10 protein-coding genes and 1 pseudogene are annotated in these 11,833 nt (G+C 70.1%); 8 read left to right on the top strand and 3 right to left on the bottom strand.

The annotated features are described in order from the left end of the window. Nucleotides 1-8: 8 nt before the first annotated feature. Both IO33_RS0108650 and IO33_RS0108645 read right to left on the bottom strand, forming a co-directional pair. Nucleotides 9-680, bottom strand: a complete 672-nt coding sequence (locus IO33_RS0108650) for a response regulator (RefSeq protein WP_031162123.1) — start codon at nucleotides 678-680, stop codon at nucleotides 9-11. Between the two features lie 53 nt (nucleotides 681-733). Further along, complete coding sequence (locus IO33_RS0108645; RefSeq protein WP_078963426.1) at nucleotides 734-1,657, bottom strand: RecB family exonuclease; 924 nt, start codon at nucleotides 1,655-1,657, stop codon at nucleotides 734-736. Between the two features lie 397 nt (nucleotides 1,658-2,054). Between IO33_RS0108645 and IO33_RS0108640 the strand changes: the two genes are divergently transcribed. From IO33_RS0108640 to IO33_RS0108630, 3 genes are all read left to right on the top strand, one after another. Then, nucleotides 2,055-3,770 (top strand): site-2 protease family protein, encoded by a 1,716-nt coding sequence (locus tag IO33_RS0108640; protein WP_031162118.1) that lies wholly within the window; start codon nucleotides 2,055-2,057, stop codon nucleotides 3,768-3,770. Between the two features lie 172 nt (nucleotides 3,771-3,942). Then, the gene (locus tag IO33_RS0108635) at nucleotides 3,943-4,845 is read left to right on the top strand and encodes a tRNA (adenine-N1)-methyltransferase (protein ID WP_031162116.1); all 903 of its coding nucleotides are present in this window, start codon (nucleotides 3,943-3,945) and stop codon (nucleotides 4,843-4,845) included. Nucleotides 4,846-5,077: 232 nt separating this feature from the next. Continuing rightward, nucleotides 5,078-5,659 (top strand): hypothetical protein, encoded by a 582-nt coding sequence (locus tag IO33_RS0108630; protein WP_031162113.1) that lies wholly within the window; start codon nucleotides 5,078-5,080, stop codon nucleotides 5,657-5,659. Nucleotides 5,660-5,678: 19 nt separating this feature from the next. Here the strand turns inward: IO33_RS0108630 and IO33_RS0108625 are convergent, their stop codons facing one another. Beyond that, on the bottom strand, nucleotides 5,679-5,981 hold the full coding sequence (locus IO33_RS0108625; protein ID WP_031162112.1) for a ferredoxin: 303 nt from the start codon (nucleotides 5,979-5,981) through the stop codon (nucleotides 5,679-5,681). Between the two features lie 531 nt (nucleotides 5,982-6,512). On the opposite strand from IO33_RS0108625, the gene arc reads away from it, so the two are divergent. From arc to prcB, 5 genes and pseudogenes are all read left to right on the top strand, one after another. Beyond that, on the top strand, nucleotides 6,513-8,279 hold the full coding sequence (gene arc, locus IO33_RS0108620) for a proteasome ATPase (protein WP_031162109.1): 1,767 nt from the start codon (nucleotides 6,513-6,515) through the stop codon (nucleotides 8,277-8,279). 232 nt (nucleotides 8,280-8,511) lie between these two features. Continuing rightward, the gene (dop, locus tag IO33_RS0108615) at nucleotides 8,512-10,023 is read left to right on the top strand and encodes a depupylase/deamidase Dop (protein ID WP_342448263.1); all 1,512 of its coding nucleotides are present in this window, start codon (nucleotides 8,512-8,514) and stop codon (nucleotides 10,021-10,023) included. Nucleotides 10,024-10,207: 184 nt separating this feature from the next. Continuing rightward, entirely contained in the window at nucleotides 10,208-10,426 is a 219-nt protein-coding gene (locus tag IO33_RS0108610; protein WP_031162104.1) for a ubiquitin-like protein Pup, read from the top strand. Nucleotides 10,427-10,475: 49 nt separating this feature from the next. Further along, nucleotides 10,476-11,012 (top strand): annotated as a pseudogene (locus IO33_RS47100) (endonuclease VII domain-containing protein). After that, entirely contained in the window at nucleotides 10,964-11,809 is an 846-nt protein-coding gene (gene prcB / locus IO33_RS0108600; RefSeq protein WP_031162102.1) for a proteasome subunit beta, read from the top strand. Before IO33_RS47100 ends, prcB begins: the two are co-directional and overlap by 49 nt. The last annotated feature ends 24 nt before the right edge of the window (nucleotides 11,810-11,833 follow it).

Genomic DNA, 11,833 nt, shown 5'->3' with positions numbered 1-11,833 from the left:
CCGTCCGGCTACTGCGCGCCGGGACGCACCAGCCCGCTCTCGTACGCGTACACCGCCGCCTGCACCCGGTCCCTGAGACCCAGCTTGGTCAGCACATGCCCCACATGCGTCTTCACCGTCGTCTCGCTGACGAACAGATCCGCCGCGATCTCCGCGTTCGACAGGCCGCGCGCCACCAGCTTCAGCACCTCCACCTCACGGTCGGTCAGCGTGCTCAGCGTGTTCGGCACCGGCTCCTCACCGGACGGCAGATGACCGGCGTACTTGTCCAGCAGCCGGCGCGTGATGCTCGGCGCCAGCATCGCCTCACCGGCCGCCACCACCCGGATCGCCTGCACCAGCTCGTTGGCCGGCGCGTCCTTCAGCAGAAAACCGCTCGCCCCGGCCCGCAGCGCCTCCACCACGTACTCGTCCAGATCGAACGTGGTCAGCACCAGCACCTTCGCCGGACCGTCCCGGCCCGGCCCGGTGATCTGCCGGGTCGCCTCCACGCCGTCCATCCGCGGCATACGGATGTCCATCAGCACGACGTCCGGCTGCAGGGCCCGTACCTGATCGAGGGCCTGCAAGCCGTCACCGGCCTCGCCGACGACCGCGAGATCCTGCTCGGCCTCCAGGATCATCCGGAAACCCGTACGCAGCAGGGGCTGGTCGTCGACCAGTAGGACACGGATGGCCACGTGACACTCCTTCGCTAGTCCCGGACCATTCTGCCCTGCCCGCGCTCCGTGCCTCACACCGTCCCGGACTCGGCCGCCCGCACCGGCAGCGGATACGGCGGGGGAGTGCCGCCGAACTCCGGACAGTGCGCCTGGTGATCGCACCAACCGCACAACTTGGTCGGCCGCGGCCGCCACTCCCCGCTCTCCGTGGCCTGCCGGATGGCGTCCCACAGCGCGCGCAGCTTGCGCTCCACCCGCTCCAGATCGGCGAGGTCCGGGTCGTACGTCAGCACATCCCCGCTGCCCAGATAGACCAGCTGCAGCCGCCGCGGCACGACCCCCTTCAGCCGCCACACCACCAGGGCGTAGAACTTCATCTGGAACAGCGCGCCCTCCGCGTACTCCGGCCTCGGCGCCTTCCCCGTCTTGTAGTCGACGATCCGGACCTCACCGGTCGGCGCCACGTCCACCCGGTCGATGATCCCGCGCAGCCGCAGCCCCGACTCCAGCTCGGCCTCCACGAACAGCTCCCGCTCGGCCGGCTCCAGCCGCGTCGGATCCTCCAGCGTGAACCAGCGCTCGACCAGCCGCCCGGCCTCGGCCAGCCAGCCGGCCAGCCGCTCCCCGTCCGGATCGTCGGCGAACAGCTCCGTGACCTCCGGCCTGCTCTCCCGCAGCCGGTCCCACTGACCAGGGATCAGCGACTTGGCCCGCGGCGCCGTCCGCTCCGCCGCCGGCGCGTCGAACAGCCGCTCCAGCACCGCGTGCACCAGCGTGCCCCGGGTCGCCGCCGCGCTCGGCTTCTCCGGCAGCCGGTCGATCACCCGGAACCGGTACAGCAGCGGACACTGCATGAAGTCACTGGCCCGGGAAGGCGACAGCGACGTCGGCGCCACGGCCACCCGCCCGGCACCGCCTTCAGCCCCGCCCCCCACCGCGACCTCCGGCCCGGCTACGGCACCTGGGTCAGGAGCCACCTCCGGAGCGGGGCACACCCCCGAAGCGGGGGAGGCCTCCGAAGCGGATGCGCCCTCGGGAGCGGGGGAAACGTCCGCAGACAGAGGCTCCCCGTGCGCCTCCGCGGCCGTCGGCGGGCTCGGCACCGGCGCGGGGGCCGTCGGAGCCGTCATGGGCGTCGTCGGCCGCGCCTCGCCCGGATCCGTCTGCTCGGCGCGGCCCGGCAGGGCTCCCGCGTCCTCGATGCTGCTGTCCATGTCCACAGACCTTACGGCCCACCACTGACAGTCACCCGCTCGTCGCCCGCCCCGGCCACGCGACCGCGGGGCGAACACAAGGGGTGCCGGGGCGAAACGCGCCACCACGGCCGCATACCATCGACCAGAGACCCTTCCGTCCGGCAGGTGCGGAAGACGCTTCGAACGAGGGGACACCGTGGACGTGAGCGGCGGGAGCGGGCAGCCGCGGTCCGGCAAAGACGAGCCGGCCGAGCACCCCGCGGGTCCGACGGCCCCGACGACCGGCCCCACCCACCACGTCGGCCCGGAGCCCGAAGAGCCCCCCGCGCGCTCAGCCGCCGCACCCGACGCCGAGAACACCGGTGACCCGAGCGCCCCCGAAACCACCGCCGACACGGCTGCCGACGGGACGACAGGCGTCACGAAGGCCACGGGCACCAGCGACGCCCCGCCCGCGGAGCGGACCCCCGACGGCGACGGCCCGGAAGACACCGGCATCGGCAGCGCGACGGGCGACACCACCGGCGGCACCCCCGGCGCCGACGGGTCCGGCACCGCGACCGGCGACACCAGCAGCACAAAACCCCAGGCCGACGGCACGAGCACCGAGGCCCACGGCACGCCCGCCCCGCCCCCCACCCCTCCCGAAGACGCCCCGGCACCCGGTACCGGCACCCCGCGCGGCCCGGAGCCCGAGCACAGGTCGCTCGCTCACTCCGGGATCGCCAAGGGCGAGCCGCCGCAGCCGCGGCCCAAGGAGCCCGGTGGGGGCATCCTCATGGGACGGCCGTTCGGCGTGCCCGTGTACGTCGCGCCGAGCTGGTTCCTCGTCGCCGCCCTGATCACCTGGGTCTTCGGCGGCCAGCTCGACCGTGTGCTGCCCGAGCTGGGCGCCGCCCGCTACCTGGTCTCCCTCTTCTTCGCCGTCGCCTTCTACGCCTCCGTCCTGGTCCACGAACTGGCCCACACGGTCGCCGCGATCCGCTTCAAACTCCCGGTCCGCCGCATCCAGCTGCAGTTCTTCGGAGGCGTCTCCGAGATCGAGAAGGAGGCCGAGACCCCAGGCCGCGAGTTCGTCCTGGCCTTCGTCGGCCCCCTGCTCTCCCTCGTCCTCGCCGGGCTGTTCTACCTCGCCATGAAGCCCGTCGAGCCCGGCACCGTCCCCGGCGTCCTGCTCGCCGGCCTGATGATCTCCAACCTCATCGTGGCGATCTTCAACCTCCTGCCCGGCCTGCCCCTCGACGGCGGCCGCATGCTCCGCGCCGTCGTCTGGAAGATCACCGGCAAACCCATGAGCGGCACCGTCGCCGCCGCCTGGGTCGGCCGCGCCCTCGCCGTCAGCGTCCTGATCGGCCTGCCCCTGCTCAACCAGTCCGGCGCCCTCGGCGGCGACAGCACGGACGCACGCGGCATGGACACCGTCACCGACGCCCTGCTCGCGGCCATCCTCGCCGCGATCATCTGGACCGGCGCCGGCAACAGCCTGCGCATGGCCCGCCTGCGCGAACACCTCCCCGAGCTGCGCGCCCGCGCCCTCACCCGGCGCGCCGTGCCGGTCGAGACCGACACCCCTCTCTCCGAAGCCCTGCGCCGCGCCAACGCCGCCGGAGCCCGCGCCCTGGTCGTCGTCGACGCCCACGGCAACCCCCTCTCCCTGGTCCGCGAGTCCGCCATCGTCGGCGTACCCGAACACCGCCGCCCATGGGTCCCCGTCAGCGGCCTCGCCCAGGAACTGAGCGACGGCATGCGGGTCTCCGCCGAGCTGGCCGGAGAAGAACTCCTGGACGTCCTGCGCGCGACCCCCGCCACCGAGTACCTGGTGGTCGAGGAGACCGGCGAGATCTACGGCGTCCTGTCGGCGGCAGACGTGGAGCGGGCCTTCGTCAAGGCGATGGCAAGGCCCACCCCCTAGCACCCCCGACCGGAGCGCGCCCCGCGTCGGGCGCGGGGGGGGTGCCCCCGTACGGGCACCGCCGCACGGGCGCGACCGGCCACCCGCGGCCCGCGCCCTGCGCACGCACCGCAGGCCCCCGCCCCCGCTCCACTGGTCGGAGACCCCCGCAGGGAACCGGTAGTCTGGTCACATGTCCGAACCGACCGGTGCCGCCCGCAGGCGCGGGCCCTTCAAGGTCGGGGACCAGGTACAGCTGACCGACCCCAAGGGTCGCCACTACACGTTCACGCTCGAAGCCGGGAAGAACTTCCACACCCACAAGGGTTCCTTCCCGCACGACGAACTGATCGGCGCTCCCGAGGGCAGCGTTGTCCGCACCACCGGCAACGTCGCCTACCTCGCGCTGCGCCCCCTGCTCCCCGACTACGTCCTGTCCATGCCCCGCGGGGCAGCCGTCGTCTACCCCAAGGACGCGGGGCAGATCCTCGCCTTCGCCGACATCTTCCCCGGCGCACGCGTCGTCGAGGCCGGCGTCGGCTCCGGCTCGCTCAGCAGCTTCCTGCTGCGCGCCATCGGCGACCAGGGCATGCTGCACTCCTACGAGCGCCGCGAGGACTTCGCCGAGATCGCCCAGCAGAACGTCGAGCGCTACTTCGGCGGCCCGCACCCCGCCTGGCAGCTCACCGTCGGCGACCTCCAGGACAACCTGTCCGACACCGACGTCGACCGCGTCATCCTCGACATGCTCGCCCCCTGGGAATGCCTGGAGGCCGTCTCCAAGGCCCTCGTCCCCGGCGGCATCCTCTGCTGCTACGTGGCCACCACCACCCAGCTCGCCCGGACCGTCGAGTCCATCCGCGAGATCGGCTGCTTCAACGAGCCGACCGCCTGGGAGACGATGATCCGCAACTGGCACATCGAGGGCCTCGCCGTCCGCCCCGACCACCGCATGATCGGCCACACCGGCTTCCTGCTCACCGCCCGTCGCCTCGCCGACGGCGTCGAGCCCCCCATGCGCCGCCGCCGCCCCGCCAAGGGCGCCTACGGCGAGGACTACGCCGGACCCAACGCCGACGGCGGCACCGGCCGCTGACCGACCCCCACACAGCACGACGCACAACGCACGGGCGCCGTGCCCGAGTTCCCCGCACACGGGAACTCGGGCACGGCGCCCGCACGTTGACACAGCACCAGAACACCCGGCAGCGCCGGTGAGCCCCCCGCCTGCGGAAATCCCGGACCCCGCCGTTCCCCCGCACTGTGACGTGTGGCACCATGCTGGCCACCCCCCACCGGCACAGCCCTCCTCACAGGAGACACTCCTAGTGCAGCAATCCGCCGTTCCGGAGCTCGCCCACACCCACACCCGGCCCATCCACTGGGTCGCCACCGCCACAGCCGTCGCCGGTGTCGTGGCCCTCTCCTCCGTCGTACAGCCCGGCTCGGCCACGGCCGCCCAGGCCGCCCCCGGCACACACACCACATCCGCCCACGCCGCCGTCCCACCGCCCGGCACCACCGGCGTGGACTTCCCGCTCCAGTGCGGACCCGTGAAAGCCGTGGTCGCCAAGAAGACCACCGGAGACCTCGACGGCGACGGCAGACCGGAAACCGTCGCGGTCGTGCACTGCGACTCCGCCATGGGCACCCCGCCCGACGGCGTCTACGTCCTCACCCGGGCCACCGACAACGGCACACCACGCATCGTCGCCACCCTCGTCGACCCCAAGGACCGGCTCACCGTCACCGACTTCTCCCTGCGGGCACGAACCATCGGCGCCACCCTGCTCGGCTACTCCTCCGACGCCGTCCCCAACTGCTGCCCCGACCTGAAAACCCCGGTCGAATGGCACTGGAACGGCAGCGCGTTCATCCGCTCCACCCCCGCCGACGCCCACAGCGTCTGACAGCGGGCCCGGCCCGGACTCACTCCGCGTCGGGCCCGTACACCTCGACCCCGTCCCCGACCCGGCGCACATGAATGCACTCGCCGGGACACTCCCTGGCCGAATCCACCACATCCGCGAGCAGCGGCAGCGGCACCGGCGTCGTCGCCCCGGCGGCCTGCAGCAGCTCCTCGTCCGCGCCCTTCACATAGGCCAGCCCGTCGATGTCCAGCTCGAACACCTCAGGGGCGTACTGGGCGCAGATCCCGTCGCCGGTACACAGGTCCTGATCGATCCAGACCTCCAGCGCCTCCCCACCCGGGGCCTCCTGCTGCACGGTCACCTCTCCTGCCGTCGAATCGCCGGACGGAACCGGCGCCGCACGGGCCAGCCGGGTCCGCACCAGCGGCTGTTGAACACCCCCGACCCTACCTCCGGCCGCTCTCCACCCGCGCTCCACCCGGACTCCACCGCCCACGGGTTTCCCTCCCGCCCCACTCGGGTACCAGCGCCCGACCAGCACAACGGCGTCCCCGCCCCGGCACCCACCACTTCCGGCCGGGCCGGCCGTGACACCGCCCGCCCGAACCGTCGCTCTGCGTGATGAACGCGCGAGCGCGCCGAGTGCTGCCCGCACGCCGGGCCAACCCGCCCCACCGGACAACTCCGGCCAGTCCTGAAGGGTTTTGACCACGCAATGCCCGGAACAAGCTGCTTCCCCATCACGTTGAGTGGGTATCCCCTCCGTGCGAGGGAGAGCGCACCGGGTGACCGACGACACACCTTGACAGTCTTTGTGATCTAGGGGTTTCAATCGACACCCACCCAGGTAGGGTCTGGAAGCGTCCAGCTCCCCTTGGAGGAGGTGAGGACCGTGGCAGCCCACGACGACGACATGAACCGCGGCATCCGCCCGGGACGAGGGTCCGACGACCCGGCCGGGCAGATCGCCTACCTTGAGCAGGAGATCGCCGTCCTGCGACGCAAGCTCGCCGACTCTCCGCGGCACACGAGGATTCTCGAAGAGCGGATCGTCGAGCTGCAGACGAACCTGGCCGGCGTGTCCGCCCAGAACGAAAGGCTGGCCAACACCCTCCGCGAGGCCCGCGACCAGATCGTGGCCCTCAAGGAAGAGGTCGACCGGCTCGCCCAGCCGCCCGCCGGCTTCGGCGTCTTCCTGCAGGCCAACGAGGACGGCACGGCCGACATCTTCACCGGCGGCCGCAAGCTCCGCGTGAACGTCAGCCCCAGCGTCGACCTCGACGACCTGCGGCGCGGCCAGGAAGTCATGCTCAACGAAGCGCTCAACGTGGTCGAAGCCATGGAGTACGAGCGCGTCGGCGACATCGTCACCCTCAAGGAGATCCTCGAGGACGGCGAACGCGCCCTCGTCCTGGGGCACACCGACGAGGAACGGGTGGTACGGCTCGCCGAGCCGCTGCTGGACGTCACCATCCGGCCCGGCGACGCCCTCCTGCTCGAACCCCGCTCCGGCTACGTCTACGAGGTCGTCCCCAAGAGCGAGGTCGAGGAACTCGTCCTCGAAGAAGTCCCCGACATCGGCTACGAGCAGATCGGCGGCCTCGGCAACCAGATCGAAGCCATCCGTGACGCGGTCGAGCTCCCGTACCTCTACCCCGACCTCTTCAAGGAGCACGAGCTGCGCCCGCCCAAGGGCGTCCTGCTCTACGGCCCCCCCGGCTGCGGAAAGACGCTCATCGCCAAGGCCGTCGCGAACTCACTGGCCAAAAAGGTCGCCGAGGTCACCGGCCAGGCCGCCGGCAAGAGCTTCTTCCTCAACATCAAGGGCCCCGAGCTGCTCAACAAGTACGTCGGCGAGACCGAGCGGCAGATCCGCCTCGTCTTCCAGCGAGCCCGGGAGAAGGCCAGCGAGGGCACCCCCGTCATCGTCTTCTTCGACGAGATGGAATCCCTCTTCCGCACCCGGGGCTCCGGCGTCAGCTCGGACGTGGAGAACACCATCGTCCCCCAGCTCCTCGCCGAGATCGACGGCGTGGAAGGCCTGCAGAACGTGGTCGTCATCGGCGCCTCCAACCGCGAGGACATGATCGACCCCGCCATCCTGCGCCCCGGCCGCCTCGACGTGAAGATCAAGATCGAGCGCCCCGACGCCGAAGCCGCCAAGGACATCTTCGGCAAGTACCTCACCGAGCGCCTCCCGCTGCACACCGACGACCTCGGCGAGCACGGCGGCGACAAGGCCACCACCGTCCAGAGCATGATCCAGACGGCGGTCGAGCAGATGTACGCCGAATCCGAGGAGAACCGCTTCCTGGAAGTCACCTACGCCAACGGCGACAAGGAAGTCCTCTACTTCAAGGACTTCAACTCCGGCGCCATGATCGAAAACATCGTCGGACGCGCCAAAAAGATGGCGATCAAGGACTTCCTCGAAAAGAGCCAGAAAGGCCTTCGCGTCTCCCACCTCCTCCAGGCCTGCGTGGACGAGTTCAAGGAGAACGAGGACCTGCCCAACACCACCAACCCCGACGACTGGGCCCGCATCTCCGGAAAGAAGGGCGAACGGATCGTCTACATCCGCACCCTCATCACCGGAAAGCAGGGCGCGGACACCGGACGCTCCATCGACACGGTGGCGAACACCGGTCAGTACCTGTAAAAGCAGGGCGGCTGCGGGTGCCCTCGCCGGGTACCCGCAGCCGACTGTTTTTCTGGCCACGACCGGAGCAGGCAATGACGCAAATGATCTCCCCACCAGCGCAAAGGCGTTCTAGGCTCGTTCCTACCGCCGAGTCGCGCAGTGCGGGGACGGGCACCGCACACGCACCGGAGCGCCAGCGGTACGTGAGCGGCGCCCTCGACCGAGGGTGCCGCCGGGCAAGGAGGGCCGCATGACCGTACGGCGAGTAATGGGCATCGAGACGGAGTACGGGATCTCCGTCCCCGGCCACCCCAACGCCAATGCCATGCTCACCTCATCCCAGATCGTCAACGCCTACGCGGCGGCGATGCACCGGGCCCGCCGGGCCCGCTGGGACTTCGAGGAGGAGAACCCGCTGCGAGACGCGCGAGGCTTCGACCTCGCCCGGGAGGCCGCCGACGCCAGCCAGCTCACCGACGAGGACATCGGCCTCGCCAACGTCATCCTCACCAACGGCGCACGGCTCTACGTCGACCACGCCCACCCCGAATACAGCGCCCCCGAGGTCACCAACCCCCGCGACGCCGTCCTCTGGGACAAGGCCGGCGAACGCATCATGGCCGAAGCGGCCGAACGAGCGGCCCAGCTCCCCGGCGCCCAGCCCATCCACCTCTACAAGAACAACACCGACAACAAGGGCGCCAGCTACGGCACGCACGAGAACTACCTGATGAAGCGGGAAACCCCCTTCTCGGACATCGTGCGCCACCTCACCCCCTTCTTCGTCTCCCGCCAGGTCTTCGCCGGAGCCGGCCGCGTCGGCATCGGCCAGGACGGCCACGAGCACGGCTTCCAGCTCAGCCAGCGCGCCGACTACTTCGAGGTCGAGGTCGGCCTGGAGACGACCCTGAAGCGGCCCATCATCAACACCCGGGACGAACCGCACGCCGACGCCGAGAAGTACCGCCGCCTGCACGTGATCATCGGCGACGCCAACCTCGCCGAGATCTCGACCTACCTCAAGCTGGGCACGACCGCCCTGGTCCTGTCCATGATCGAGGACGGCTTCATCGCGGTCGACCTGGCCGTGGACCAGCCGGTACGCACCCTCCACCAGGTCTCCCACGACCCCGGCCTGAAGCGCCTGGTCACCCTCCGCAGCGGCCGCACCCTCACCGCCGTCCAGCTCCAGATGGAGTACTACGAGCTGTCCCGCAAGTACGTCGAGGAACGCTACGGCGCCGACGCCGACGAACAGACCAAGGACGTCCTGAGCCGCTGGGAGGACACCCTCACCAGGCTCGAGAACGACCCCATGAGCCTCGCCGGCGAACTGGACTGGGTCGCCAAGCGCGAACTGATGGAGGGCTACCGCCGCCGGGACGGCCTGGACTGGGACGCCGCCCGTCTCCACCTCGTGGACCTCCAGTATGCCGACGTGCGTGCCGAGAAGGGCCTCTACAACCGCCTGGCGGCCCGCGGCCGCATGAAGCGCCTCCTGGACGAGTCCGAGGTCGACCAGGCCCGTACGAAGCCCCCGGAGGACACCCGCGCCTACTTCCGCGGCCGCTGCCTGGAGCAGTACGCCGACGACGTGGCCGCGGCGAGCTGGGACTCGGTCATCTTCGACCTGCCCGGCCGGGACTCCCTCCAGCGCGTCCCAACCCTGGAACCACTACGCGGAACGCGAAATCACGTCAAGGAACTGCTGGACCGCTGCCGCACGGCGGAAGACCTGGTCAGGGTCCTGTCGGGCGGCTGAGCGCGATCAACGGCGAGACCAGCGGGTACTCGTACCGCCCCGGGCGGACAGGGTGGAAATCCCCCCGCCCGGGAATCATCGAGATGGCCCCCGCACGTTGTGGAAACTGCGGGGCCGATGTCGGACCCGGCTTGTAGGGTCTGATCATCACCGATCGGCAGGCGAACTGAGCGGGGTGAGGGTTATGGCAACCAAGGACACCGGCGGCGGTCAGCAGAAGGCGACGCACTCCACCGACCAGGTCGAGGAGCAGACGCAGGACGCGCAGGCTTCGGAAGACCTCAAGGAGCGTCACGAGAAGCTGAGCGATGACGTGGACTCCGTCCTCGATGAAATCGATGACGTACTCGAGGAAAACGCCGAAGACTTCGTGCGGTCCTTCGTGCAAAAAGGTGGAGAGTAAAGGCGAATCGGTCACATTACCTTCGAAGTGAAGGTTGCGGGGGAATTAGGTGGCTGAGGAACCGAACGCGAAGCAATGCACGAAATGCGGGCGGGAGCTGCCTCTCGTGGCCTTCGCGCGGGACAAGAACCGCAGGGATGGCCTCCAGGCGCACTGCCGGGAGTGCGTGGCGGAGTACAGTGCCGCGCACTACCGGCGCTGCCGGGAGGCCATGGGGAAGTCGGTCCGGGAGCAGGTGGACGTCCCGGCTGGGCACAAGCTCTGCAGGATGTGCGGAGAGGTCAAGCCGCACAGCGAGTGGCATGGGAACGCGACCGCGTCCGACGGGCCTCACCGAAGCCGAGCGCGACGCGATGGTCGTCTCTCAGCACGGCCTCTGTGCGATCTGTCTTGATGCTCCGCCCGTGCATGTGGATCACTGCCACAAGACGGGTAGGGTCCGAGGCGTACTGTGCTTCAACTGCAACTCGGCCATCGGCAACTTGAGGGACGACCCGAGGTTGGCCGTCGGGCCGTTGCCTATCTGGAAGGAAACTTGTGGAAGCCAACTCTCGTGGCACCGGGCGTCTACCAGCTGCCTTCCTGACGCCAGGGTCCTCCTCCTTCATGGACTTCCTCTCCGAGCACCAGCCCGAGCTGCTGCCCGGCAAGCGGCAGCTGCCGCCCACGCAGGGTGTGCTGGAGGCGCCGCACGGCACGACCATCGTGGCGGTCACCTTCCCCGGGGGCGTGGTGCTCGCCGGTGACCGGCGGGCGACCATGGGCAATGTGATCGCCCAGCGGGACATCGAGAAGGTGTTCCCGGCGGACGAGTACTCCGCCGTCGGTATCGCCGGCACCGCCGGCCTGGCCGTGGAGATGGTCAAGCTCTTCCAGCTGGAGCTGGAGCATTTCGAGAAGGTCGAGGGCGCCCAGCTGTCGCTGGAGGGCAAGGCGAACCGGCTGTCGACGATGATCCGGTCCAATCTGGGCATGGCCATGCAGGGGCTGGCCGTGGTGCCGCTCTTCGCCGGGTTCGACGTGGACCGGGAGAGGGGCCGCATCTTCTCGTACGACGTGACGGGTGGCCGCAGCGAGGAGCACAACTTCGCGGCGACGGGTTCCGGCTCGATCTTCGCGCGTGGTGCGATGAAGAAGTTGTTCCGCGCAGACCTGACCGAGGAGCAGGCGACCACGCTGGTGGTGCAGGCCCTGTATGACGCGGCTGACGACGACTCGGCGACCGGTGGTCCCGATGTCGCCCGCCGGATCTACCCGATCATCACCGTGATCACCGAGGACGGTTTCCGCCGGCTGACGGAGGACGAGTCCTCCGAGCTCGCCCGCGCGGTGCTGCAGAGGCGCCTGGAGGAGCCCGACGGCCCCAAGGCCGCCCTGCTCTGAGTGCGGGCCCCGGTTTTTATCGAG

It is taken from the genome of Streptomyces durhamensis (assembly GCF_000725475.1).
In the GTDB taxonomy this organism is placed as follows: domain Bacteria; phylum Actinomycetota; class Actinomycetes; order Streptomycetales; family Streptomycetaceae; genus Streptomyces; species Streptomyces filipinensis.
The sequence above is the reverse complement of the archived record's forward strand: the minus strand, read 5'-3'. Positions and strand labels throughout refer to the sequence as shown.